The organism is Pedobacter sp. R20-19 (assembly GCF_000708265.2).
Classification (GTDB): Bacteria; Bacteroidota; Bacteroidia; order Sphingobacteriales; family Sphingobacteriaceae; genus Pedobacter.
The window spans coordinates 419142-444358 of the sequence record NZ_JCKI01000008.1 but is presented as its reverse complement, the minus strand read 5'-3'; the positions used below and the strand labels follow the sequence as shown (position 1 = coordinate 444358).

Below are 25217 nucleotides of genomic sequence, written 5' to 3'. Positions count from 1 at the left end.
TTATATTTCTTATGTGTTATTAAAATAAGTTGATAATCGTCTAGCTTTCTACAATTAATCTACTATTCTGGAATGTAATAAAATATAAGCTCATAAAGCTTATCTATAATCTCATTTTACTTACTTTGTAAAATAAATTGTAACTAATAAATATATTCTTATTTAGGAATAGAATTTGATATGTTTTCGCTATGAACGAGAAGAAAATTAATAAAAACATTGAGTTAACTGATGTACCAGAAGGAGAGTCTATAGATATTTATGCCAATTTAAAGGAAAAATTAGAAAGTGTGCAGCCGTTTCCAGGTATATATAATTTTAAATTTATTATAACAGGCGGGCTAGATAAAGTAGATGAATTGCGCAAGATACTACCTGATGATGAATTTATTGAACACTCTTCGAAAACAGGTAAATATGTATCCATAACTGTAAAAAAACAAATGCAAAACGCAGATGAGGTTATTTCAATCTATAAACAATCGGCAACTATTAAAGGCATTATGGCACTCTAACGTTTTGATTTTGGGCGAGTGTAATTGATAGGTGCACTTAACGCGCAACGATAAACTTTTTAGCCACATTATACTGGCCTGAATCTGACGTAATTTTAAAAAAATAAACACCCGGAACAAAAGATGAGGTATTAATTTCCAGCGTATGTTTCCCTGTGTTTAAATATTCGTTTATCACGGTTTTAACCAAACGCCCCATTAAATCAAAAACCTGCAGGTTAATTTTATCTGTTTCAGGTAAAACAATATCTAAATAGGTTAGCGAAGCAGCTGGGTTTGGATAATTTTGTGTGACTACAAACATCAAAAACTTATCAAAGATTGCCTTGTTAATTGCATCAAAAATCACATAACTAATTAGCCTGTAACCTCGTGCATTGGGGTGAAAAGCATCCTGATACAGTGTAAAGTCTCGTCTCATCGCTGCGTTTACATCCGCTAGATAAATCTTATATTCAGTTACTAAACGGCGGTAGATTGCATTTAAGGCTCTGATATTTGCATTTGTTGTAACCAAAGGCGAATTGTTCCTGTCGTCTACATTTTGTAGAGTACATAAAATGGGAACGAGTTTTTGTTTTAAGCTAATGGTTATTAACTGCCGCATGTTAGCTTCAGATTCTGCTAAACTTCCCTTACCGTTGCTAATTGCAAGAGCATCATTAATACCCATCGAAATTACAATAAAACCAGTGCGGTCTTTAATTGCATTATCTATTCTGAGTAATCCTTGAAAGGTAGTCTGCCCACCAATACCTTGATTGGTAATGTCTACAACCTTATTAACATAGCAGTTTTCAAAATTATTTTTGAGCATATTCTGAAAACCTACCCCGCCAACACCTTCAACTGTACTGGCACCGAACGTTACAATATTGATACTATCTTTAGCATAAAATTGGGCAGCTTCAGGGCAACTTACGCGAGGTGGGGTTTGTGAAAATGCAACACCGGAAATAGCTAAAGAAAAAAACAACAGCAGAAAAGAAATTAATCTTGCGTTAAATTTCATTACAAATGATCATTCTGGTTGATTTTTAAGATGTCTATTAAGGCTGCAATTTACAAAAAAATGATTAAAACGATTTATGAATATAAAATTTTATCAGGTGAAAAGATATAAGCTTTTGCTCTTCTAAATTGACTCCTAGACGATTAATAATGTAGTCTTTTTCTTCATAATTTAATAAAGCTATTAGTCGGATATTATTGAATATGCCTTTTATGTTAAAACCTTATATTTGTCCAAATTAATTTTGTTATGCAAGAGATTAAAAATTATGTAGAAACGCACAAGCAACGCTTTTTAGATGAGTTGTTTGAATTGTTGCGTTTCCCATCGGTAAGTGCCGACCCAAAATATAAAGGTGATGTTTTGAAAACTGCCGATTATGTAGCTCAGAAATTAAAGGATGCGGGTGCAGAAAACGTAGAAATTTGTGCTACAGCTGGCTATCCGATAGTATATGGCGAAAAAATAATTGATTCTTCATTGCCAACGGTTTTAATTTATGGCCACTATGATGTACAACCTGCAGATCCCTTAGAACTTTGGCATACACCACCATTTGAACCAACCGTTCGAGATGGCAAAATTTATGCCCGTGGAGCCTGCGATGATAAGGGGCAATTCTATATGCATGTAAAAGCCTTTGAATTAATGATGGAAACCAATACACTGGCCTGCAATGTTAAGTTTATGATTGAAGGTGAAGAGGAAGTTGGTTCTGCAAATCTTGGTATTTTTGTGAAAGAAAATGCAGATCGTTTAAAAGCAGATGTCGTTTTAATTTCTGATACTTCAATGATCAGCATGGAACACCCATCTATTGAAACTGGTTTGCGTGGTTTGGCTTACATGGAAGTGGAGGTAGTTGGTCCGAATAGAGATTTACACTCAGGCGTTTACGGTGGCGCTGTAGCTAACCCGGCAACTATTCTTTGTAAAATGATTGCTTCCCTGCATGATGAAAATAATCACATCACCATTCCTGCATTCTATGATCAGGTGGTAGAATTGACAGCTGAAGAAAAACAAGCTTTAAATTCAGCACCTTACGATGAAGCAGAATATACAAAGGATCTTGATATTGCAGAAGTTTGGGGTGAAAAAGGATATTCTACTTTAGAACGAACAGGTACACGCCCAACGTTAGAAGTAAATGGAATATGGAGTGGTTATATTGGTGAAGGTGCAAAAACAGTGTTACCAAGCAAAGCCAATGCTAAAATTTCTATGCGTTTGGTGCCTAATCAAAGTTCAGAAGAAATAGCCGATATTTTTACTAAACACTTTGAAAGCATTGCCCCTAAAAATGTAAAGGTTAAAGTTACGCCTCACCATGGCGGCGAACCTGTTGTTACGCCAACGGATAGCATCGCTTATCAGGCTGCAGAAAAAGCAATAGAAGATAGTTTCGATAAAAAAGCCATTCCAACACGTGGTGGTGGAAGTATTCCAATTGTTGCCTTATTTGAAGATGTATTGGGTATTAAATCAGTACTTTTTGGTTTTGGTTTAGATAGCGATGCATTGCATTCTCCAAATGAAAAATATGATATTTATAACTACTATAAAGGTATAGAGACGCTACCTTTATTTCACAAATATTTTGCTGAGTTAAGTAAATAATTTGAATCAATTAAGAGGTGGAGGGCATTCAATAACATGAATAACTTCCACCTTTTATTTTTCAACCAGTTCTGTTGCCTTAGTCTGAATTACTCTCGAAAATATTTCACTTTTAATCATTTCCACATAAATATTTTTTACATTGTGCTCATGAAATATTCAATCTCATCTCTTTTACTTTTAGCAGGCTTTGCTTCTTTTGCTCAATCTACTAAAACGATTAAGCAATCAGGTAATCCAATTTTTAAGGGTTGGTATGCAGATCCTGACGCCGCTATTTTTAATAATAAATACTGGATCTATCCAACTTATTCTGCCAAGTATAAAGAGCAGGTTTTTCTGGATGCATTTTCATCAGATGATTTAATCTCCTGGAAAAAACATGATCATATTTTAGATACCTCAGCGGTTAAATGGGCAAATAAAGCCATGTGGGCTCCGGCTATTGTTCAAAAGGATAAAAAGTATTATTTATTTTTTGGAGCCAACGATATCCAGAGCGATCAGGAAATTGGAGGCATTGGTGTAGCCGTAGCTGATCGGCCGGAAGGACCATATAAAGATCATCTTGGAAAACCCCTGGTAGATAAATTTCATAATGGTGCACAGCCCATTGATCAATTTGTATTTAAGGATAAAGACGGTCAGTATTACTTGATTTATGGTGGCTGGAAACACTGTAATATCGCTAAACTCAATAAGGATTTTAGTGGTTTTCTGCCATTTGAAGACGGAAAGATTTTTAAGGAAATTACGCCAGACAATTATGTTGAGGGACCATACATGTTCATCAGAAATGGAAAATATTATTTTATGTGGAGTGAAGGCGGATGGACTGGCCCTGATTATTCTGTCGCTTATGCAGTAGGTGATTCCCCTTTCGGACCATTTAAAAGGATTGGCAAGATATTAAAACAAGATCCATCAATTGCAACTGGAGCCGGGCATCATTCTGTTATTATTAATGAGAAAAAGGGTACTTATCATATTGTTTACCACCGTCGCCCATTAACAGAAACTGATGGAAACCATCGTGTTACTTGTATTGATGAAATGAAATTTGATGCCAACGGAATGATTCTGCCGGTTGTAATTACCAATGAAGGTGTAAAGGCTCAAAAAGTAAAATAAATTTTGGTTTCATATTCAGCTTTATAGCTGAATATGAAACTAATTTGCTTCGAGAATAGCTTTCTGCTGTTTTTTATCAAGCAGGCTAAAACCATAAGCGCATACCAGTAATACACAAGCTAGCCCAAACCAAAGCCAGTTATAGCCCATATGACGGGCAATAAAAAATCCGCCAAAAGGTCCGATAACCTGAGCACAAGACCAGCTTAATGTGTAGCCCGCTGCATATAAGCCACGATTATGCTCGTTACTCCGGCTAATGACAACAGTATTGATAAAAGGTAAAACGAACATTTCACCAATAGTAAAAGTAACAATGGTTAACACTGCCGTGATGATATGAAAAATAATTGGAGCACTTAATAATAAATAAGATACAGCAAAGAAAATGGAACCAATGATGATGAAAAACATGGGTGATCTTTTTTTCTCTATTTTATTAATCATGATCATTTCGAACAATGCTATAATTGCGCCGTTTAATCCGATAATAATGCCAATGGCAAATTCATCAATATGCCATTCCTCCTTAAAAAATACTGGAACAACCCTAAACATCAAGAATGCGCAGGTAATAAAAAGAGTGGTAAGCAAAATAAATTTAACATAAAAAGCATCTTGCCAGGGTTTTATAATCACCATGTTTATACGGTTTTCTTTAGCCTTTTTCCTAAAATCCTGCACTTTAGGGAGTAAAGCCATAATGGCTATACCCACCAAAATGCTTACCGAGCCTTCTACAATAAAAAGTAGTTTGTAATTAATGGAGGCAATAATACCTGCCATGCTAATTCCAACTGACCAACCAATATTTACGGCTAATCTGTTTAGTGAGTAAGAACGGGTAATGGTATCTGTTTTTGCATAGTGCGCTACTGCCGTAAAATTTGCAGGTCTAAATGCTTCAGAGAAAAAACTAATCACAACAGCCAAAATACAAAGTGTAGAAAAGTGCGTAATGGTTGAGAATACGATAAAAAGCAGTCCGCCGATAATGGAGGATAAAATTTGTACTGGTCTGAAACCAATTATATCAGTCAACTTTCCGCCCGTTGCCGAACCTAAAATAGAACCCACACCAAAAAGTGTAATGATTAAACCCGCATCCATCTCTGTTCTATGCAAACTCTGAGTGACGTATAATCCCATAAAAGGCACGGCCATGCTACCACAACGGTTAAACATCATGACAATACTCAGCAACCAGGTCTCACGACTCAGGCCACTAAAGGATGATTTATAGGTATTTAAGATCAGTTTGAGCATATTAATTTTTCCAGCGCACAAAAGTAATAAAGCCCCGCCGATTTAATATTAAAATAAAAAGATAGTTTTACCTATTAGATCGGACATCGATTTTATTAGAAAATCTTTCAGATAGGGTGTAAGTAATTGTATTCTTTTTTATCTTTCAGCATTCTTTATTTAACAATCTAATCTCTTCAAATTAATGCTTCCATCTCAAAACCTGAAAGATAAACTGGTTAACATCAGCAATGATTTGCTTCTACCTCAAGATTTTCATGATAAACTGGTACCTGCCATTACTTCTTATACTCAACTTTTATTTGAACTTGGCGAAATAAAGGCTGATGAAATATCCGACAGAACAGATATTCGATCAAAGTTTGGCAGTGCCATTGGTACATTTTGGGCAGCTAACTGTGTGAAAGAAGTATTTAGAACCCAACGTTTTGTGAGGGGATTACATTTAGCCATTAAAGATAAGTTGCTGCAAGGAGATGGCCCCATACATGTTCTTTATGCTGGTACAGGTCCCTTTGCCGCATTGGCACTTCCGATAATGGTGCAGTTTAGTCCTGCAGAAGTGCAGTTTACCTTACTCGAAATTAATGAGAACAGTTACCACAAATTATTGGATGTAATTACAGCCTTCGATTTGAATAGTTATGTGAAATCTATTGAAATTGCTGATGCAACCAATTATGTTTTGCAAGATATTGATGTAGATATTGTGATCAGTGAAACGCTAAACAGAGCCCTCATTACAGAGCCACAGGTTTTTATTATGTTGAATCTGGCTAGTCAGTTAGGCGAAGGGGTGGTTTATCTACCAGAGGAAATTACGGTAAACCTGTGCGCAAAGAAGAGAAGTGAAAATAAGCCAACGAAGCTTAAAACACTGATCAATTTTAATGTAGATAAAATGAAAGAGATTATCGATCGTTCTGAAAATCAGGAATGGACTTTCGATGAAATAAAAGTAAACATTAATAACATTGATCCTGTTAATCTTTACTATTCTACTGAGCTGAAGATATATAGGGATAATTTTTTAGGTTATGAAGATTCTTCCCTGAATTTATTGGAAAAAGTAAAATTGGAACATCAGACTACGGATGACCTTATCTTTAAATATAATGCAGCCGGAAAGCCTGGTTTCATTGTTTACGCTGGCGAAAAGGTGAGTTTATAATTTATTGATAGTTATTAAATACACCGTCGATAATTTATTCATTCAGATATATTGTTGTCGAATTTAAAAACCATTTAGTAAGAATATAGATTAATCTAATCCGGCAATCCCTTTTTTATTTCACTACATTTTCCTCAACTTAGCGACATAAAACATTTATGCCGCCAGAAAAACGAAAGCCTGTTGCCAGAAAGCAAACTACCAGAAAGCCTGCGCTAAATAAGAAAAAGCCAGCTGTGCTTTCTATACAGATGAAAATTGCGCTGGCAGGCTTATTATTGATTTTACTTTCACCACTTTATTATGGTTATGTTTTAAATGGTTTTGTAGCCACTTGGCGGTGGATTAAAGATTGGGGACAAGACCCAAATTATCGTACGTACAAAAGCTTTAATATTAAAATTCCGAAGAAATATACGGTGCATGGTATTGATGTTTCATACTACCAGGGTAAAATTAACTGGCAGAAAGTAAAGGCAATGAAAGAAGATGAGGTTAAAGTCAGCTTTGCCTTTATTAAAGCTACTGAAGGTATTTTACAAGTTGATCCATATTTTCAACGCAATTGGCGTGAAGCACCAAAGGCTGGAATTATTTGTGGTGCTTATCATTTTTTTAGACCAAAAAAAAGTGGGCGGGCACAGGCAAAATTTTTCTTACAAGTGGTAAATATTGAAAAGGGCGATTTACCACCTGTTGTGGATATTGAAACTTTAGACGGTGTTTCTCCGCTTAGAATGAGGCTGGAGCTTTCAGATTTTCTCACTTATATAGAAATGAAAACGGGTGTCCGCCCGATCATTTACACAGGTTTAAAGTTTTATGAAGATCATCTCGAAGGAAAATTAGATGAATATCCTTTATGGATTGCACATTATTATCAACCCAAATTAAGATTGGATAAAAGCCGCTGGAAATTTTGGCAACATTCAGACAAAGCCAAAATAAATGGCATCGGCCATGTGGTTGATTTTAATGCATTTAATGGTGATAGTACTTCACTTGCAAATATGCTGGTGAAATAGTTCATTTGTCATTAGTACATTGGGTAAGGTGTCATCAAGCCATAAAACTATTGAACTTATGACTCCAATACATCAATGAACTATACTGTCCAACTTTCGCATTTTTCCAGGAAAAATTCATCAGCCTCTGCACCAATCCCAACTTCTTCAGGTACATCAAGGAAATAACCATTATAAGTCAATCCGCCCACAACAGGATCTACCAGGCGACCAAGTAACGCGGTATCTAAATCAAAAAACGCTACGTTTGGGCTAGCAAGTGCGAAATGAAGATTAGCACTTAAGGCAATCCGGCTTTCCAGCATGCTGCCAATCATGCATTTTATGCCTTTTTTTAAGGCTTCCTCATGAATTTTTTGAGCCTCTAAAATGCCGCCAGATTTTGAAAATTTGATGTTTAGGTAAGTGGTCGATTGGCTATTGATCAGCTTTCTGGCATCGTGGTGGTTATAACAGCTTTCGTCAGCCATGAGTTTAATAGGAGAGTTGATATTCAGTTCTGGGAGTCGGTCATCATACCAGGTACGCATGGGCTGTTCACAAAATTCGATATTATATTGTTCCAATTCACTAAGCGCAAATAGCGCCTCATCAAAACTCCATCCCTGATTGGCATCCAGGCGCAAGGTGATTTCAGTACCAACCGCGTCACGGATTTGTTTAACCCGTTCAATATCATCCTGAATGTTCTTCCCTAATTTGATTTTTAAAATCCGGCAACCCAGACTTTTATATTTTAATGCTGTTATAGCCATTCCTGCAGGTGAATCAATACCAATTGTCATATCGGTTTCTATGGTTCTCCTTGTTCCGCCTAGAAATTTATAGAGCGGCTGTCCGGCATGCTTAGCTGCAATATCAAACAAAGCCATATCAAAAGCACTTTTTATGGTACTGTTATGATCGGCATAAGACAGAAGATCATTCATTCTTTCAGGAATTTCCAATGGATCTTTACCTTTTAAAATGGCGGCAAAGTCTTTGGCCATCGCAATACAGGTATCCTGTGTTTCGCCCACAATCATCGGGAAAGCTGAGCATTCACCAATGCCGTGGATGCCCGCATCCGTATAAATTCTAATCAATACATTCTGTGCGAAATGCATGGTTCCGGTTGCAATTACAAAGGGTTCCATCGGGATACTAAAGCGATATATTTCGGTATGCGTGATTTTCATTTTCTATTTTTTTTCTAATCTAATCAGGAAAGCAGCCGGTAATGCGTCCAACTCAATTCGTGACGCAATGCGTCACGAATTGGAAAAGCTTTAAAGAAACTTCTGATATTTCTCAAATTACTTTCATCAAATCCTTTTCCAAACTCAAGCGTAAGCTGTTGCGATAAATTCTTTAACGTACTTTTGCCATAATCTGCCCGGGCTTTACCTTGCTGTTCATCCTCAACAATCAACTTACCAATTTGCCAGTAAGATTCAAGTAATTCAGAATTTGCAGCCCGGTAAACTTTCAGACGAGACTGAATAATGATTTCCTTAACAATATTGAGAAATCGTTTTTAGCTAATTCCATAATCAAAAATTGATCGACATCTAAATTAGAAAAACAAAACTAAAAGGGAGCAGCATTGTAGATAATTTATAGCTTTACTTGTTTAATATTATAATTCATTTATTTCATGTCAAATACACATTCCGAACCCAATAATTTAATTAACGCATCTTCGCCCTACCTGTTACAACATGCTTATAATCCAGTGCATTGGTATGAATGGGGCACAGAAGCTCTGGAAAAGGCGAAGGCAGAAAATAAGCTGATTTTAGTTAGTATTGGCTATTCGGCCTGCCACTGGTGCCATGTAATGGAACGAGAATGTTTTGAAAACCATGAGGTGGCAGAAGTAATGAATCAGCATTTCGTTTGCATCAAGGTAGATCGGGAGGAACGTCCGGATATTGATCAGATTTATATGTATGCCATCCAGCTCATGACTGGTAGCGGAGGCTGGCCATTGAATTGTATTTGTCTGCCAGATCAGCGCCCGATTTATGGTGGCACATACTTCCGTAAAACAGATTGGATTAATGTACTGGAAAATGTTGCTGCACTTTGGACAAATGAACCAGATAAGGCAATTGAATACGCGGCAAGACTAACTGCTGGTATAAATGATAGTGAAAAAATCATTGCTGTTGAACGTAAAGAAGATTATACTCAAGATCATTTAACTGAAATTATTGATCCATGGAAACGCCATTTCGATATAGGCTATGGAGGCTATAATCGTGCCCCAAAATTTCCGCTACCCAATAATTGGGTTTTCTTATTGCGATATGGATTTCTGAACGATGATGAATCAATTTTTACACCGGTTTGCCATACACTGGAAGAGATGAGCAGGGGAGGAATCTATGATCAGCTTGCTGGTGGTTTTGCCCGTTACTCGGTTGATGATAAATGGCATGTGCCACATTTCGAAAAGATGCTTTATGATAATGCACAGTTAATCAGTTTATATATAGAGGCTTATCAATGCACCAAATTTGATTCATTTAAACGTACGGCTGTCGAGAGCATTGAATGGGTTTTTAATGAAATGACTTCACCAGAAGGGTTGTTTTATTCAGCTTTAGATGCAGATAGCGAAGGGGTTGAAGGTAAATTTTATGTTTGGGATAAAACTGAATTTAACCAGATTTTAGGAGATGATGCTACACTGCTGGCAGAATATTATAACGTTACCGAAGAGGGCAACTGGGAAGAAGAACATACCAATATTTTAAGAAAAACAATTGAGGATGACAGCCTTTTGGCAAAATATGGAATTACTGCTGATGATTTATTTGATCAGGTAAACCAGGCAAAAGCAAAGTTACTTGAGGTTAGAAATAAACGGATTCGCCCAGGGTTGGATGATAAATGTTTAACGGCCTGGAACGGTATGATGATTAAAGCACTGGCAGATGCTGCACAGGTTTTGGGCCATGATTTCTATTATCAGAAAGCATCTGCGGCTGCAAATTTCATCTTGACAAATATGAAATCGGAAGCAGGTGGCTTGTATCGTAATTATAAAAATGGTAAAGCATCTATCACTGGTTTTTTAGATGATTATGCCTTCCTAATTGAAGCTTTAATAGCACTTTATGAATATGATTTTGATGAGAAATGGCTGATTGAAGCAAAATCATTCGCAGATTATGTTTTAAATAAATTTAGCGATGATCATTCACCGATGTTGTTTTATACTTCGGCAGAAAGTGAAGACCTTATTGCCCGTAAACATGAGGTAATGGATAATGTGATTCCTGCTGCAAACTCTACCATGGCGCTAAATTTGAAGAAACTTGGTTTATTATTTGATTTCGGGCATTATCACGATAAGGCAGTAGAAATGCTTGCTGCGGTACATCCCAAAATCAAAACATATGGTTCAGCTTATTCTAATTGGGCTATTTTACTGCTGAATGAAATTTACGGCATCAATGAAATTGCAATTACTGGTTTAGAAACAGATTTGGTTAAACTGCAGTTAAGCAATCATTATATTCCCAATAAAATTACTTTAGGCGGAACAAAAAGTAACCTACCCCTGTTAAAAGGGAAGCAAAGCAATGAAACAAAAGTTTATATTTGCCGAAATAATGTGTGCCAGTTACCGGTTAATACTGTTGAGGAAGCATTAGTGTATTTACAATAAAAAAAATCTGAATGAATATTTCACCAAACTCAGTAGTCGCAGTAACTTATGAATTGCACACTACAAACGAAGAAGGACAACAAGTTTTTGTTGAAAAAGCTGATGAGCAAAATCCTTTAGTATTTTTATATGGCGTAGGCATGATGTTGCCAAAATTCGAAGAGCACTTGGCCGGCTTAAAAACCGGTGATGAGTATAGCTTTGAGTTATCTGCAGCTGATGGTTACGGAGAACTTGATCCAGGAGCTTTTGCTGATTTGCCAAAAACCATGTTTACTGAAGCAGGTGGCGAAGTTCCGGCTGTTGGTGATGTAATTCCTTTGCAAGATAACAATGGTAACCAATTCAGAGCAGGTGTAACAGCTGTTCATGAAGAGACGGTTGCGGTAGATTTGAACCACCCGATGGCAGGTAAAAATTTATTATTTGCAGGTACTATTTTAAACGTTCGTGAAGCTACTCAGGATGAATTGGCTCACGGTCATGCACACGGCGCAGATGGACATGCGGATCACTAGATTGATCAAAAAATCGTAAATTCAAATTGATAAAACTAAAAAATCCCGATGAATATCGGGATTTTTTTATAATAATTTAGCTGTAATCAGTTCAACCGGAGGGTTATTCATGGCATTTCCCTTGTTCAGCTTCAAAACCCCTTTCACGGTAATTGGTTGATAAGTAAATTTAATAGGCTCAGCCATTTCTACCAACACCATAATGGGAATTCCATTTTTTCCGCAGTAAAAACACTGGTTTATAGGTAAGGTAGAAAGCATAAATTTGGTTTGCTTCATGCCATCCTTTATTGGTACGATATAGCCCGATAGCTCAAATGGTTTACTTTCATACTTCTGGATTCCTGCATTATAAATGGCATAGGTTTCTGTAGGCTTTACTGTTTTAATTTTAACCCCACCAATAATATCCCAATTGGGCGAATCCATCTGATCGCTGGGATCATGCTGTGCACTGGCCGAAAAACCAATAAAAATGAACAATAAAAAAGTTAATAATCTCATCTGAATTTTATCTGAAAAGCAAATATACAAAAAGAGATGATGGTGATCAGGTAAAGGATTTAGTACACTTTTTTAAAAATCTACCTTTAAACGTAAGCCACCATTGGTAAGATTTAAGTTTTCTCTTGAAAAAGTTTTCATCGGTAGCCTTAAAAAGGGCTCAATGGCAATATTATTCTTTTTGGATATCTTTTGTTTATAGCCTAAAGAGAAATTGTAAAAACCAATATATTTATCCGGGTCGATGCTAGATGTTGGCTGTGGCTCACTTTTTTTTTCTGCCACAATAAAACTTTTAGAATCCATCGTGCCGTTGGCTAATGGAGATGACAGGGTTTGGACTTGATTAACCAGATAGGTGTTTTGTTGCGAATTGTTTAAAACAGCAAGGGCAGAAACGCCAATGCCCGTATATAACTTGTCTGAAATATTATAACGCACTTCTAATGGCACATTAATTCCCTGTACTTTTGCATTGATAGATTCCAGGTTTTTGCCAGATAACGATTGAGGTGCGGCAGCATTCTGCGATTCTGTAGAACTAATGGAAGCATAAGAAACGCCAGAGCTGATGGATAACTTATTGGCAATGGCATAAGATAAAGAGAATCCATAATTCATGTTTAACTTATTGTCATTACCCATTGATGGCGCCACATACACGTCTGGCTGCCATTTAGAATGCTGATCAGTTTTACTATAGGTTGGATGTTGCTGGTTTACTTTGCTATCAACGGCTAACAAATCTTCAAAAGATAACTTTTTATTCGTTTCTGTTTTTTGCTTCTCAGCCTGAACAATTGTAGTAACTGGGTTGGCATCAACAGTTTTAATATCAGCTGGCTTAGCAATAAAATCATTGGTCTTATCTGTTATCAATTCTTCCATTGGCTGATAAGTTTGTGCAATAACATCCTGTTTAGGATGAAGATTTAGGTTGCTGTCTAATGATTTAAAATAGGATGGAATATAGACTTGTTTTTCTATCTGGTTGATTTCTGTCGATGTTGTAACTTGATTGAACGACTCATTTGAGTGATCATTTTCTTCTACCTTTCTAGCTATTGGCGACTCTGTATTTTGAACTTTTGATTTTACCACAATAGGTTGTTGTGATTCTTCGCTACGATGAATAAAAAATATGCCTGAAATAATGAAAATAATGGCTGCAGCCGTCCATAACGGCCATAAAACAAAACCCCTACGCTTATCTTCCTCCTTTTTAGAAAAGCGCTCCCAGGCACCAGGAGCGTAATTCTCCTCGTGATTTTGTAACTGGGTAGTGATATGTTCAATTAATTCCTTATCCATTTTTTTTATATGTACCAACTAATGTGTTGGTGTAAAGTGTACGCAACTTATTTTTTGATCGGGTTAAATAAACACGACTTGAACTTTCCGGAATGTTTAGCATTTTTGAAATTTCCTCATGTGCAAAGCCTTCAATCTCATATAAGTTAAATACCAGTCGTTGCGTATCTGGCAAATGATTCAATAAATTCATAATATCACTCACATGAAGTTCGGATGCTATTGAGACCTGGGTAACCGGATGTTGATCTTCATTTAATTCATCCACATAAAAATGAGCTTTCGAACTTCTGATTTTATCTATTGCCGTTCTTGAAGCAATTTGCGCAATCCAGCCCCTGAAAGATCTCTGTAACTCTTCAGGATTTGCTGGTGGCTTAAACCCCGCAACATGTTTAAATATCTTGATAAAGGTATCATTTACAAGTTCTTCACTGTCTGAAGTATTCTTGGTATACCTTAAAATTATACCCATTAAATAGCCATAAAATGATTTATACATCATTTCTTTACAGCTATTGTCGTTTTTTACACAGCCTTTTAAAATCTCCTCAAATCTGAGTATTTTTTTGATCACGCTGTAAAAGCCTGTTTAGGGTTTGATTAGTTTTAATGCTTATTTATTTCAAAATTAAAAAATAACACCATCCATTTTACCGAATGGTGTTAAATTCAATTGGTAGATGTTATTTATTAGTCATGATAGCTAAACCAAATTTAGTACTATCAGTTGCATTGCTTAAACCCTTTGCCCAAATGGTGTAGATTTTACCTTTTTCAATTTTTATTGCGGGTAAGGTAGCCCTAACTGTTCCGGCCTGCTTCACCTGGAAAGTATAATTCTCTGATGGATTAATTGAGGTGAAAGCCGTATATTCTTTAAATGCTTTTGAGGTAAATAATGCTGTAGCGTTTCCGTCCAATGCTAAATCTAAAGGTGAAGAACCCGGACTTAAATTAATAAAACGAATTTTTGCCTTATCCGTTTCAGGTGCCTTCAAATCATCTTCAACCAATAAAAGTTTAGTTGATTTTAAGGTATCTACTACAAATACAGAATAAAATGAACCACCTTTTAAAGCAGCTGTTCCATTGGTTAAATATTTAAGCGAGTCTTTCTTAGAAACACCTACAATTCTGGTGCCAGGGTAGGCCGCAAAATATCCGCGGTCATTGGTATAGCTAAAACTTCCAATTTTTTGATTGTCAAGGATATAATCTAAAGCCGCAGTTCCCGGAGAAGCATGTACAAAGCCTATACCAGCAGCCTCAATCGGATCGTCATTCCAATCTTTTTTACAGGCAGAAAAAGTGAGTGTGATCGCAAATAATGCGCATATTATTTTAGTGCTTAAGCCTAAGTAGTTTTTAGTTTTCATAATGTATTTAAATCAATCTTTTAACAAAATTGGTTAATGGCCATTAACGCTTTTGATGATAAAACGATTAAGCAAATGAAAACGCTACAATAGCAAAAATTTAATTTACTGTTAAGTGATGAGAAATGGTTATCGTACTTTTTACCGGCTTACCATTCACATAACCAGGATTACAAGCCAGTTCTTCCGATCTGAATAAATTTTGGTCAATGCTTTTGGTTTCATTAAAATTAGAACCAATAACGTTTCGTTCTAGTTTCATAATCTTGCCCAATTCATCTAAAAAATAGGTATAGCTTACCGTGTAAGTCCCGTTTCTTTTTCTGAGATTCATGTCAGGATAAAGGATTCTATTTAATATTAAAATAGCACTGAAATTGCCGCCAATTTTAACTGGGCGAATAATTGTATCTCCTTCTTTTGCATTTTCTAAATGATAGGTAGTGGATTTATCCTCCATTTCAAACTCCACTTTTTTAGTGCTATAATTATAAACCTGTTCCAGCACACCATTTAATAAATAAAATTTCCATTGGTTTACCCTTTCATTATTTTGATAATAACCTGAAGCAATTTGTTTTTGGTTGAACAAGACCTCCGCGAATCCATTTTTGATGTTCTTATTAGATTTTATTACGGTGTAACGTTCTATAAATTTCTCATGGATGTTGGTCGTACGGAAAGTTGTTGAATCACTTTTCTGTGCGAAGGCACTTAAAGTAAAGGTTAAAAGTATAGCGGTTAATAATGTCTTCATAGCTATATAAAGAAAAAGAGTTTTGACGTGATATCAAAACTCTTTCAATGTTATATTTTTATTAAGGATTATGCATACATTTCCTCACGGAGTTTGGCAACATCGGCACTGTTAATGTATTCATCGTATGTCATTAACTTATCAATTGTACCCTTAGGCGTAATTTCAATAATTCTGTTTGCCACGGTTTCTGTTAACTGGTGATCCCTTGAAGTAAACAATATGGCACCTTTAAAGTCTTTCATACCATTGTTTAATGCTTCGATAGATTCCAGATCCAAGTGATTTGTAGGTTCATCAAACATTAAAAGATTAGCCTGTTGTAACATCATTCTAGAGAACATGCAACGCATTTTTTCACCTCCTGAGAGCACTTTTACATTCTTTAAAACCTCTTCACCAGAGAATAACATCCGGCCTAAAAAGCTTCTTACAAATTGCTCATCAGCATCGGTTCCTGAATATTCGCGTAACCAGTCAACCAGGTTTTCATCTTTACCTGCAAAATATTCAGAGTTATCATTAGGGATATCTGCTGTGCTGATGGTTACACCCCACTTAAATTCACCTTTATGATCATTATCTCTTCCTGTTAAAACATCATAAAAAGCTGCGGTTGCTAAACTATTTTGAGATAATACAGCAATTTTATCACCCTTATTTACCATGAAAGTAATTTTGTCGAACAAAATGCCATCATTTCCGGATTTACCTAAATTCTCTACCTGTAAGATCTGATCGCCCGCTTCACGACCAGTGTTATTGAAAATAATAGCGGGATATTTACGGCTGGAAGCTTTAATTTCAGTGATGTCAATTTTATCTAAAGCCTTTTTACGTGAGGTAGCCTGCTTTGATTTCGATGCATTTGCACTAAACCTTCTGATAAATTCCTGCAGCTCCTTCACCTTATCTTCCATCTTTTTATTCTGGTCGCTACGTTGTTTTAAAGCCAGCTGACTAGATTCATACCAGAAAGTATAGTTACCAGTGTAGATACTCATTTTAGCAAAATCGATATCTACAATGTGTGTACAAACTGCATCTAGAAAGTGCCTGTCGTGACTTACCACTAAAACAATATTCTGATAATCGGCTAAGAAGTTTTCTAACCAGGCAATGGTTTCAATGTCCAAATCGTTGGTTGGCTCATCCAGTAATAAGATATCCGGATTACCAAATAAGGCCTGTGCCAGCAACACCCTAACTTTTTGGGTATTGTCTAACTCTTTTAATAATTTATAGTGGTTATCTTCCGTAATGCCAAGATTGCTCAGCATGGTTGCTGCATTGCTTTCCATATTCCATCCATCCATTTCAGCGAAGATGTTTTCTAATTCTCCTGCACGTTCACCATCTTTCTCTGAGAAATCTTCCTTCATGTAAATGGCATCTTTCTCTTTCATGATGGCATAAAGTTCTTTATGACCAATCATTACGGTTTCAAGTACGGAAACTTCATCAAATTCGTAGTGGTTTTGTTTTAAAACCGCCATTCTTTCGCCTGGAGTAAAAGCAACACTACCCGAAGTTTGGTTAACTTCTCCTGATAAAATTTTCAGGAAAGTAGATTTACCTGCTCCGTTAGCCCCAATAACACCATAGCAATTGCCGTGAGTGAATTTTAAGTTAACATCTTCAAATAATGTGCGTTTGCCGTATCGTAAGGATAAATTAGAAACTGAAATCATAAACAAATAAAATAAGCCGCAAAGATAGGGAAAAAGGTTGAGGGTAAAAAGGTAGAAGGTTTAAGATTAGTAATTTGAAAATGAAAGTTTAGCAATTATTGCGTGTGCAACCCCGCTTTCACTGCAATCTTTTTAAATAAAGTTAATAACCCTATCAGCGTTTCTCTCATTAATGTTACTAACTGTGAAAAGCATAAAAAGTATTTTCGTTCAATCGGGTTTAGGTTAATCAGTCTTGTGCTTTTGGCAGCCAAAAACCTGACTCGTCATCGGAACAATATCCAGTTTCTTTAGCATTAGTAACTTTAAAATAGATTAACCATTCTCTTTAATCTTTACCTTTTTACTATTTTTACCAAATGAGTACAACATATGAAATCATTTCAAAAGTAATTAAAGAACGCCGTAGTATTTTTCCGGCTAGTTATATTAAAAAAGAAATCCCTGTAGAGGTAATTGATCAAATATTAGAAACCGCAAACTACGCACCTACACATAAATTAACACAACCCTGGCGCTTCACCGTGATTAGAAAAGCTGGCTTAGCAAAGTTGGGCGAGGAGCTAGGCAGATTATATAAAGACCTTGTTCCGTCGCATCAGTTTCTTCAAAAAAAGTATGATAGCTTTGCCGAAAAAACAAGTCAATCTGATTGCATTATCTCGATCAACATGGCAGTTAGTGGTAAAATTCCGGAATGGGAAGAACTGGCTGCAGTATCTTGTGCAGTTCAAAACATGGCATTAACAGCCGAAAGTTTAAATGTTGGTGCTTATTGGAGTTCTCCACCATTAATTGAAAGTTTAAGTGATTTTCTTGGGTTAAAAGAAAATGAAAAATGCATCGGATTGTTTTATATGGGCTATCATAATGAAACGCCCTGGGCGCCAAACCGTACGCCGATGGCTGATAAAGTTCGCTGGATTGAAGATTAATTTGGCGTATTTGTCATTTCGACTGGTGCACAACGAAGTGACGATGAGTTTGAAAAATCATTTAATCGATTGGTGAACATTTCTTCTTTAGCATCGAAATGACGAATTTCGAAAATATTACTTTCTTTCCTTTATCCATTTTACATCAAAATATGTCTTCTATAAAATCTCAGCTTTATCAGCTGTGTCTTACTTTTATTCAAAACCGTATAGAAAATATTGAATATTCATTGCAGCAGGCACGCCAGGCATCAAATGATGATACCAAAAGTAGCGCTGGTGATAAGTACGAAACCACCCGTGAAATGATGCAACAGGAAATGGATCGCAATAGTAAACTGCTCTATGAGGCTGGCCAGCAAAAAATTGCTTTACAGCAAATTGAAAGTGTTGATGTTTCAATAGAAGTTAAAAATGGCAGTTTGGTTTTTACATCAGAAGGAAACTTTTATATCAGCATCAGTGCAGGCGAACTTAACTTAGATGGGCATAAGTTCTTTGCCGTTTCTCAGGCAGCGCCGATTGGTAAACTTTTCATCGGGAAAAAAGCAGGGGACGTGTTAAATTTTAACGGTAAGAAATATTTGTTAAAGGAGATTCTTTAGTTAAGCCGACTTACGAAATTTAAATAGTTTGTGTGGCTGGGAGAATTTTGTCAGTCTCACATTGGTTTTTTATTTAAACTGGCGAAGTTTTCCTTCGCTTAGGCCTATAAACTTCGCAAGTTAGACCAATCATCTTACGAAATTTAGCTGGACGGTGTGGCTGGGAGAATTTCGTCAGTCTCACATAGGTTTTTTATTTAGACAGGCGAAGTTTTCCTTCGCTTAGGCCTATAAACTTCGCAAGTTAGGACATCGACTTACGAAATTTAGCTGGACGGTGTGGTTGAAGAATTTCGTTAGTTTTGAAAGAGTTTTTATTGAAACTTGCGAAGTTTTCTTTGCACCAGGCCTTATAAACTTCGCAAGTTGAATTATTTTGCGCCAATTCTTTCAGCGAAAGATGGAACCAAATATACTTTCAATTCGTTGAAAGGAATGAAAACAACAATTTGCCCTTGTGCGTAACTGGCTACTTCATAAGGATTATACATGAACGCCAAGCCTTTTGAATTAAAATAAAAGTTTTTATTTGGCTTAAGATAGTCATCAAATAAAACAGTACTGATTGCATCATTTGGTTTAATGTTATATTGTCTTCTTAAATTCTTTTCCAATAATTTTTGGAGATTATTCGAATCTATTTTAACAACGTCACTCAATATCAGTTGTTTTTTGTTTTTAACATCCAGGCAATACATGGAGCTACTGTAGTTTCCATGTGCGCCTCCAGTATAGGCATCAGCTAGAAAATCTACTACAACATAACCTTTCTCATTATATAACACCGTTTGCTGACTACTGCTGGTGTAATTCATCCATCTTTCGTAGTTATCATTTTTACTTTCTTTCTGCAGCTCGGCTATTTGAGATTTATAATCTCTAAAGTATTCAGCAGCAATAGATTTAAAACTAACTTCCCGATCAGCTGATGTTGCTAAACCGTCTATTTTTTTTAACTGCTCATTTAACCAGTTTCCCGAATCATCTGTACCATTAGCTTTCAGGTATTCAAAAGTAATTTCTGCTGTTGGAGAATTTGATTTATTGGTAAACGCAACAACTGAATCCTGGTAAATACCCGTGGTAAATTGATAACTGCCTTCAGGATATTTTTCTTCCAGGATGATTGGAAAACTTTTACTTCCATCACCACTTTTCCATGTCCCTTTAAAGCCTTTACCAGTCCATTTTAAATGCAGATGAGGCTCCTTAGAATTTTGATCAAAATATGAAGTGTAAAAACTGTATTCTGATAAGATCAGGCTATCTTGGGAGATTATGGTATCAGTTGATAAATTTAACCAAGAACCATCGTAATAATAATTTCCATCTAAATCCCCATCTAATCGCTGAAGATTCATTACCACTGGTTTCCCGGCAATTGTGCCCTCCAATCTTTTGTAGAAGTTACCTTTTAATTCCTGCTTTTCAATTGGTTTAGCGGAATCTTGATTTTCCTGATGGCCAGATTTATTTTCATTGTTATTACATGCATAAATAATAGCTGTTAGCAGAAGGCAAAATAATAAGTACTTTTTCATAGGTTCGGTTAGTCGCAATTAATAGAATTGACAGTTGAACTTATGATTTTGTTTTGTTGAAACTCTTATTAATACTATAATATAGGTTTTTGGCGGTATATCTTCCAGGATCTATTATTCTGCGAATGGTGTAAAGCGGATAATTTTCATCTCTGGTGGTAGAAAGTATAAAGGCAGCTTTAAAGCCATGTTCCTTTAGTTTATGTAAAGTTGATGCTTTATAAATACCATATGGATAAGCGAAATATTCTACTTTTTTCCCTGTAATTTGTTCGAGTTTTTTGGTTGGTTCGTCAATTTGGGTTTTCCAGTCTTCATCTGTAAATTGTGCAAAATTTTTATGATCGTAAGTATGGCTGGCAATGGTATTTCCTTCGTCTGATAGCTGTTTGATGTTTTCTTTGGTCATATAATTGATCCGGCCTTTGCGGCCTATGGATACCGTCATGATAAAATATACACCCTTAAAGCCATATTTTTTTAGCGTAGAATTGCCCACAGTGAATTGATCCATGTCCGTATCATCAAAAGTAATCATGATGGGCTTTTCAGGAAGTTTGGCATGAAAAACCAGGTAATTGTATAATTGATCTGGTAAAATAGTATGGTAGCCACTATCTGCCAGCATTTTGATGTGTTCACGAAATTTATCTGGTGAAATAATATCATCGTGTGCCCTTTTGCTGTCGCTAGCCAGGTTATTCCTGATTTGATGGTAGCACAAAACCGGGACTTCACGTTTAGCCATAATGGCTTTGGCATCTGCAGGCTTTTGCTTAGCAGTATCTTCTTTAACTTCAGTGGTAAAAGTATTTTTAGTGGTTTTTTCCTTATTTGGTGAATTACTGCAGGCAGTAGAAAGTAAAGTTGTAAATAAAGCTAAAATTAAGGGGTAAAGCCCTGGTGCTGGTTTTAATCTCTTTTTCACTGATAATAATTTTAGTAAAAAATTAAAACCCCGGCTAATGCCGAGGTTAAAAATTAGAAACTATTTTTAATGCTGTTACTTAATGTTTTCGGACTCCAGTAACCACTGGCAATAATTCTGCGGATGGTAAATAAAGGATCTTTTTCATCACGTTTGGTTGATAGTTGAAAAGCCATTCTGAAACCACGTTTTTTCAATTCTGGAATACCTTCTGCATTCCATAGCCCAAACGGATAAGCAAACTCTGTCATTTTTTTACCCGTAATTTCTTCCAGCCTTTTTGTAGGTTTATCTAATTGCTCTTCCCAATCTTTACCTGCATATTTTTTGAAGTTTTTGTGGTCATAAGTATGTGAGCCAATGATGTTTCCTTCATCTGAAAGTTGCTTAATCTGATCGCTGCTCATATAATCAACAAATTTTCCTTTTCTACCAATAGAAACAGTCATGATAAAATACACCGCTTTGTAACCTAGCTTTTTCAAGGTTGGATTTACAATCGTAAACTGATCCAGGTCGGTATCATCAAAAGTAAGCATGATGGGTTTGCTTGGTAATGCCGCGCCAGTATTCAAATAGGCATAGAGCTGATCCGGTAGGATGGTATGGTACCCACTATCGGCGAGCATTTTCATTTGGTCTTTGAAGTTCTGAATTTCAACAATGTAATCCTTTCCAACCTTGCCATCTGTCGGTTTCCAGTTTCTTACCTGGTGGTAGCACAAAATCGGCACCTGTTTCCGGGCCAGTATGGTTTTAGCATCAGCCACTTTGATTTTGGATACGTCAATAGGTGTGGCTGTTTTAGCAGCATTAACATTTGTATTTTCGGTAGAATCTGCAGTTTTTGAAGTTTCTGCTGTAGATTTGGATTGGCAGCTTGCCAGCAAAATTACGCCAGCTGTTATTGCGGTTAGTACGCCGTTTTTCATAGTTATAGTATATTGATGCAAAACTATAAATTCTAACAATTATTTACCCATCAAATGATGGCTTGTTAATAAAATATTTACAGCATAAATTTCTCGTCAATAACGCATTTATTACAAATTGTGACCAATATAATTGGCTTTTATTAAATAATTTAGCCGTTCCAAACCTTTCTTAATGAATAAAATTTACAAATTAGTCTTTTGTGCACAGTTTCTGTCGCTAACTGTTCTTGCACAAACCAAAACTTTTACCATCACTGAAAATATTCAGTCACAACCAAAGGCAAATTATCAACTAGCATCTCGCTTTTCGCCGAATAAGCTAAAAAAAATGGTGTATTCAACTGCTGTTGATCCACATTGGTTAAAATTGAGCAATCGCTTTTGGTACACTTTTGAAAGTCCGAAGGGTAAATTCTGGTATTTGGTAGATCCTGCCTCCAAAACCAAAAAGCAGTTATTTGATAATGCGAAGCTTGCTGCAGACATCACATTAATTGTTCGTGATCCATTTGATGCGGAACATTTGCCACTGGATAATCTAAAATTTGCCGCAGATGAAAAAAGTATTTCTTTCGAAGTTAAAAGTTCTGTAGATGAGCTTAAAAAAGATCGTAAAGACAAAAAAGCTGCTGATTCAATGCAGAAAAAAGTTTATTCCTTTAAGTATGAACTGGCTTCATCAAAATTAACAGAAGTGCCCAATTTTAGTAAGCCCAAGCCAAAGCCAGATTGGGGTTCAGTTGCACCAGATTCATCAGCCATTATATTTTCGCGTAACTATAACCTCTACTGGATGGATAAAGAAAATTATAAAAAGGCGGTTAAAAATGATGAAGACAGCACCATTGTAGAACATCAGCTAACCAAGGATGGCGTTAAGTTTTATTCTTATGGGAGTGATGGAGATGGCGAAAACAATGTTGAAAACGAGAAAAACAATAAAAAGAGAAGAGCTGCTTATGTGCTTTGGTCACCAAATTCTAAATATTTTGTTTTAGATCGAACCGATTCCCGCAAGGTTAAAGATCTCTGGGTGATTAATAGTGTTACTCCGGGTCGCCCAACACTCGAAACCTATAAATATCAGATGCCGGGGGAAACGGAGGCACCGCAGGATGAAGTTTTGCTTTTTGATTTCGCGGCAAAAAGTTATAAAAAATTAAATGTTTCAGCTTTTAAAGATCAAAGTGTATCCGTATGGAGCAAGCCGGTTTTAGCTAAAGACCGTGACAATGAGTTCCGGCCTTCCATTTGGCTGGGAAATAACAGTCGCTTCTATTTTTCACGCACCAGTCGTGATTTAAAAAGAATTGACATAGGAACCATTGATATTGCTACAGGAAAGGTAACACCAATAATCGACGAACGTTTTAATACCTATGTAGAGGTAAATCGTCCGGGATTGGTGAACGATGGCAAAGAACTCATCCATTGGAGTGAGCGTGATGGATGGGCACATTTCTATCTTTTTGATGAGAATGGAAAACTTAAAAATCAAATTACCAAGGGCGCGTTCCACTGCGAGAGCATCGTTAATATAGATGAAAAGAACCGTGTGTTATATTTTACAGCCAATGGGAGAGAGGGGAAAGAAGATCCATATTACCTGCATTTGTATAGCATTAACTTTGATGGTTCAAATATGAAGCTGCTTAATGCGGGCGATTTTGATCATGCAGCATTTATGAATGATAACAATACCTTTTTTGTAGATAACTACTCTAGGGTAAATACGGCGCCAAAGTCTACGCTCTATGATCGGAATGGCAGAAAAGTAATGGAGTTGGAAACCACTGATCTTTCTTTATTAATGGCTGCTGGTTATCAATATCCTGAGCCATTTAAAGTAAAGGCCGATGATGGCATTACAGATTTGTATGGTGTAATGTATAAGCCATTTGATTTCGATCCGAAAAAGAAATATCCGATCATTGAATACGTTTATCCGGGTCCACAAACCGAAGCCGTAAACAAGACATTTAGTAAAAGTATGGATCGTACAGAGCGCTTGGCGCAATTCGGATATATTGTAATTACTGTTGGCAATCGTGGAGGCAATCCATCACGTTCTAAATGGTATCATACTTATGGCTATGGTAACCTTCGTGATTATGGTTTGGCAGATAAGAAAACCGCTATTGAACAGTTGGCAGCTAAATATGCCTTCATCGATGAATCAAAAGTTGGTATTACGGGGCACTCTGGTGGAGGATTCATGTCAACTGCGGCCATGTTGGTCTACCCTGATTTCTTTAAAGTAGCTGTTTCCAATGCAGGTAACCATGATAACAGCATTTATAATCGTTGGTGGAGCGAAAAGCACCATGGTGTGAAAGAAACGATTTCATTAAAGGGAGATACTTCATTTAAGTATAGTATTGATAAAAATCCTGATTTAGCCAAAAATCTAAAAGGGCATTTATTGCTGATGCATGGTGATGTTGATAATAATGTTCATCCGGCTAATTCCATTAGGGTAGCCAATGCATTGATGAAAGCCGGAAAACGCTTTGATTTTCTGATTATTCCAGGCCAACGACATGGCTTTGGTGATATGACAGAATACGCGTTCTGGAAATTAGCAGATCACTTTAATAAATATTTAATCGGCGATTTTTCTGAACCCAGTGATGTAGACCTGGTTGAAATGGATAGAGATATTGAAAAAACAGGTAAATAAATTATCGATTTTTTAATTGTTATTATTAAACCTAG

General features: G+C 36.3%; 23 protein-coding genes. 10 read left to right on the top strand and 13 right to left on the bottom strand.

Features of this window, described 5'->3' with window-relative positions:
• The first annotated feature begins 191 nt into the window (after nt 1-191).
• A complete protein-coding gene (locus AN34_RS18830) occupies nt 192-515 on the top strand; it encodes a DUF493 family protein (protein ID WP_051666722.1) in 324 nt (107 codons plus the stop codon).
• Nucleotides 516-552: 37 nt separating this feature from the next.
• On the opposite strand, the gene AN34_RS18825 is transcribed toward AN34_RS18830, so the two are convergent.
• A complete protein-coding gene (locus AN34_RS18825) occupies nt 553-1527 on the bottom strand; it encodes an SGNH/GDSL hydrolase family protein (RefSeq protein ID WP_029288069.1) in 975 nt (324 codons plus the stop codon).
• Nucleotides 1528-1776: 249 nt separating this feature from the next.
• Here AN34_RS18825 and AN34_RS18820 point away from each other — a divergent pair, with 249 nt between their 5' ends.
• Both AN34_RS18820 and AN34_RS18815 read left to right on the top strand, forming a co-directional pair.
• On the top strand, nt 1777-3147 hold the full coding sequence (locus AN34_RS18820) for a dipeptidase (RefSeq protein ID WP_029288067.1): 1371 nt from the start codon (nt 1777-1779) through the stop codon (nt 3145-3147).
• A gap of 150 nt (nt 3148-3297) precedes the next feature.
• Nucleotides 3298-4278, top strand: coding sequence for a glycoside hydrolase family 43 protein (locus AN34_RS18815; RefSeq protein ID WP_029288064.1), 981 nt, complete (start codon nt 3298-3300; stop codon nt 4276-4278).
• Between the two features lie 39 nt (nt 4279-4317).
• On the opposite strand, the gene AN34_RS18810 is transcribed toward AN34_RS18815, so the two are convergent.
• Nucleotides 4318-5544: an MFS transporter gene (locus tag AN34_RS18810; protein WP_029288061.1), complete on the bottom strand. Its 1227-nt coding sequence runs from the start codon at nt 5542-5544 to the stop codon at nt 4318-4320.
• A 184-nt stretch (nt 5545-5728) separates the two neighbouring features.
• On the opposite strand from AN34_RS18810, the gene AN34_RS18805 reads away from it, so the two are divergent.
• The gene (locus AN34_RS18805) at nt 5729-6715 is read left to right on the top strand and encodes a hypothetical protein (RefSeq protein ID WP_051666721.1); all 987 of its coding nucleotides are present in this window, start codon (nt 5729-5731) and stop codon (nt 6713-6715) included.
• A 158-nt stretch (nt 6716-6873) separates the two neighbouring features.
• Nucleotides 6874-7740: a glycoside hydrolase family 25 protein gene (locus AN34_RS18800; RefSeq protein WP_029288057.1), complete on the top strand. Its 867-nt coding sequence runs from the start codon at nt 6874-6876 to the stop codon at nt 7738-7740.
• An 80-nt stretch (nt 7741-7820) separates the two neighbouring features.
• Here the strand turns inward: AN34_RS18800 and AN34_RS18795 are convergent, their stop codons facing one another.
• Nucleotides 7821-8918, bottom strand: a complete 1098-nt coding sequence (locus tag AN34_RS18795) for a mandelate racemase/muconate lactonizing enzyme family protein (protein ID WP_029288055.1) — start codon at nt 8916-8918, stop codon at nt 7821-7823.
• Nucleotides 8919-8941: 23 nt separating this feature from the next.
• On the bottom strand, nt 8942-9211 hold the full coding sequence (locus AN34_RS18790; RefSeq protein WP_231625585.1) for a DUF1016 N-terminal domain-containing protein: 270 nt from the start codon (nt 9209-9211) through the stop codon (nt 8942-8944).
• A gap of 165 nt (nt 9212-9376) precedes the next feature.
• Here AN34_RS18790 and AN34_RS18785 point away from each other — a divergent pair, with 165 nt between their 5' ends.
• Both AN34_RS18785 and AN34_RS18780 read left to right on the top strand, forming a co-directional pair.
• Nucleotides 9377-11398 (top strand): thioredoxin domain-containing protein, encoded by a 2022-nt coding sequence (locus tag AN34_RS18785; protein WP_051666719.1) that lies wholly within the window; start codon nt 9377-9379, stop codon nt 11396-11398.
• An 11-nt stretch (nt 11399-11409) separates the two neighbouring features.
• Nucleotides 11410-11916: a peptidylprolyl isomerase gene (locus AN34_RS18780; protein ID WP_029288049.1), complete on the top strand. Its 507-nt coding sequence runs from the start codon at nt 11410-11412 to the stop codon at nt 11914-11916.
• Between the two features lie 66 nt (nt 11917-11982).
• Here AN34_RS18780 and AN34_RS18775 read toward each other — a convergent pair whose 3' ends face one another.
• From AN34_RS18775 to AN34_RS18750, 6 genes are all read right to left on the bottom strand, one after another.
• Entirely contained in the window at nt 11983-12420 is a 438-nt protein-coding gene (locus AN34_RS18775; protein WP_029288046.1) for a hypothetical protein, read from the bottom strand.
• A 72-nt stretch (nt 12421-12492) separates the two neighbouring features.
• Complete coding sequence (locus AN34_RS18770; protein WP_029288044.1) at nt 12493-13731, bottom strand: outer membrane beta-barrel protein; 1239 nt, start codon at nt 13729-13731, stop codon at nt 12493-12495.
• Nucleotides 13724-14308: an RNA polymerase sigma factor gene (locus AN34_RS18765; protein WP_082468465.1), complete on the bottom strand. Its 585-nt coding sequence runs from the start codon at nt 14306-14308 to the stop codon at nt 13724-13726. The genes AN34_RS18770 and AN34_RS18765 overlap by 8 nt, the downstream gene beginning before the upstream one ends.
• 109 nt (nt 14309-14417) lie before the next feature.
• The gene (locus AN34_RS18760) at nt 14418-15110 is read right to left on the bottom strand and encodes a DUF4397 domain-containing protein (RefSeq protein WP_051666718.1); all 693 of its coding nucleotides are present in this window, start codon (nt 15108-15110) and stop codon (nt 14418-14420) included.
• A gap of 100 nt (nt 15111-15210) precedes the next feature.
• The gene (locus AN34_RS18755; protein WP_029288036.1) at nt 15211-15867 is read right to left on the bottom strand and encodes a hypothetical protein; all 657 of its coding nucleotides are present in this window, start codon (nt 15865-15867) and stop codon (nt 15211-15213) included.
• A gap of 68 nt (nt 15868-15935) precedes the next feature.
• On the bottom strand, nt 15936-17558 hold the full coding sequence (locus tag AN34_RS18750) for an ABC-F family ATP-binding cassette domain-containing protein (RefSeq protein WP_029288034.1): 1623 nt from the start codon (nt 17556-17558) through the stop codon (nt 15936-15938).
• A gap of 359 nt (nt 17559-17917) precedes the next feature.
• Here AN34_RS18750 and AN34_RS18745 point away from each other — a divergent pair, with 359 nt between their 5' ends.
• Both AN34_RS18745 and AN34_RS18740 read left to right on the top strand, forming a co-directional pair.
• Nucleotides 17918-18493 carry a nitroreductase gene (locus AN34_RS18745; protein WP_029288032.1) on the top strand — a complete coding sequence of 192 codons (576 nt, stop codon included), beginning with the start codon at nt 17918-17920 and terminating at the stop codon, nt 18491-18493.
• Nucleotides 18494-18645: 152 nt separating this feature from the next.
• Nucleotides 18646-19098, top strand: coding sequence for a hypothetical protein (locus AN34_RS18740; RefSeq protein ID WP_029288029.1), 453 nt, complete (start codon nt 18646-18648; stop codon nt 19096-19098).
• Nucleotides 19099-19469: 371 nt separating this feature from the next.
• Here AN34_RS18740 and AN34_RS18735 read toward each other — a convergent pair whose 3' ends face one another.
• The 3 genes from AN34_RS18735 to AN34_RS18725 are packed head-to-tail and all read right to left on the bottom strand — an operon-like array spanning nt 19470 to nt 22499.
• A complete protein-coding gene (locus tag AN34_RS18735) occupies nt 19470-20639 on the bottom strand; it encodes a DUF3298 and DUF4163 domain-containing protein (RefSeq protein ID WP_029288028.1) in 1170 nt (389 codons plus the stop codon).
• 40 nt (nt 20640-20679) lie between these two features.
• Nucleotides 20680-21567, bottom strand: coding sequence for a polysaccharide deacetylase family protein (locus AN34_RS18730; protein WP_029288027.1), 888 nt, complete (start codon nt 21565-21567; stop codon nt 20680-20682).
• Between the two features lie 53 nt (nt 21568-21620).
• Nucleotides 21621-22499, bottom strand: a complete 879-nt coding sequence (locus AN34_RS18725; RefSeq protein ID WP_029288026.1) for a polysaccharide deacetylase family protein — start codon at nt 22497-22499, stop codon at nt 21621-21623.
• A 175-nt stretch (nt 22500-22674) separates the two neighbouring features.
• On the opposite strand from AN34_RS18725, the gene AN34_RS18720 reads away from it, so the two are divergent.
• Nucleotides 22675-25182, top strand: a complete 2508-nt coding sequence (locus AN34_RS18720; protein ID WP_029288025.1) for a DPP IV N-terminal domain-containing protein — start codon at nt 22675-22677, stop codon at nt 25180-25182.
• Nucleotides 25183-25217 lie beyond the last annotated feature (35 nt).

Excerpts from the sequence above, each read along its gene's own strand:
- AN34_RS18770 (WP_029288044.1), bottom strand. The coding sequence starts at position 13,731 with ATGGATAAGGAATTAATTGAACATATCACTACCCAGTTACAAAATCAC.
- AN34_RS18785 (WP_051666719.1), top strand. The coding sequence starts at position 9,377 with ATGTCAAATACACATTCCGAACCCAATAATTTAATTAACGCATCTTCG.
- AN34_RS18820 (WP_029288067.1), top strand. The coding sequence starts at position 1,777 with ATGCAAGAGATTAAAAATTATGTAGAAACGCACAAGCAACGCTTTTTA.
- AN34_RS18810 (WP_029288061.1), bottom strand. The coding sequence starts at position 5,544 with ATGCTCAAACTGATCTTAAATACCTATAAATCATCCTTTAGTGGCCTG.
- AN34_RS18815 (WP_029288064.1), top strand. The coding sequence starts at position 3,298 with ATGAAATATTCAATCTCATCTCTTTTACTTTTAGCAGGCTTTGCTTCT.
- AN34_RS18750 (WP_029288034.1), bottom strand. The coding sequence starts at position 17,558 with ATGATTTCAGTTTCTAATTTATCCTTACGATACGGCAAACGCACATTA.
- AN34_RS18735 (WP_029288028.1), bottom strand. The coding sequence starts at position 20,639 with ATGAAAAAGTACTTATTATTTTGCCTTCTGCTAACAGCTATTATTTAT.
- AN34_RS18830 (WP_051666722.1), top strand. The coding sequence starts at position 192 with ATGAACGAGAAGAAAATTAATAAAAACATTGAGTTAACTGATGTACCA.
- AN34_RS18755 (WP_029288036.1), bottom strand. The coding sequence starts at position 15,867 with ATGAAGACATTATTAACCGCTATACTTTTAACCTTTACTTTAAGTGCC.
- AN34_RS18775 (WP_029288046.1), bottom strand. The coding sequence starts at position 12,420 with ATGAGATTATTAACTTTTTTATTGTTCATTTTTATTGGTTTTTCGGCC.
- AN34_RS18740 (WP_029288029.1), top strand. The coding sequence starts at position 18,646 with ATGTCTTCTATAAAATCTCAGCTTTATCAGCTGTGTCTTACTTTTATT.
- AN34_RS18780 (WP_029288049.1), top strand. The coding sequence starts at position 11,410 with ATGAATATTTCACCAAACTCAGTAGTCGCAGTAACTTATGAATTGCAC.
- AN34_RS18825 (WP_029288069.1), bottom strand. The coding sequence starts at position 1,527 with ATGAAATTTAACGCAAGATTAATTTCTTTTCTGCTGTTGTTTTTTTCT.
- AN34_RS18795 (WP_029288055.1), bottom strand. The coding sequence starts at position 8,918 with ATGAAAATCACGCATACCGAAATATATCGCTTTAGTATCCCGATGGAA.
- AN34_RS18725 (WP_029288026.1), bottom strand. The coding sequence starts at position 22,499 with ATGAAAAACGGCGTACTAACCGCAATAACAGCTGGCGTAATTTTGCTG.
- AN34_RS18720 (WP_029288025.1), top strand. The coding sequence starts at position 22,675 with ATGAATAAAATTTACAAATTAGTCTTTTGTGCACAGTTTCTGTCGCTA.
- AN34_RS18745 (WP_029288032.1), top strand. The coding sequence starts at position 17,918 with ATGAGTACAACATATGAAATCATTTCAAAAGTAATTAAAGAACGCCGT.
- AN34_RS18760 (WP_051666718.1), bottom strand. The coding sequence starts at position 15,110 with ATGAAAACTAAAAACTACTTAGGCTTAAGCACTAAAATAATATGCGCA.
- AN34_RS18805 (WP_051666721.1), top strand. The coding sequence starts at position 5,729 with ATGCTTCCATCTCAAAACCTGAAAGATAAACTGGTTAACATCAGCAAT.
- AN34_RS18800 (WP_029288057.1), top strand. The coding sequence starts at position 6,874 with ATGCCGCCAGAAAAACGAAAGCCTGTTGCCAGAAAGCAAACTACCAGA.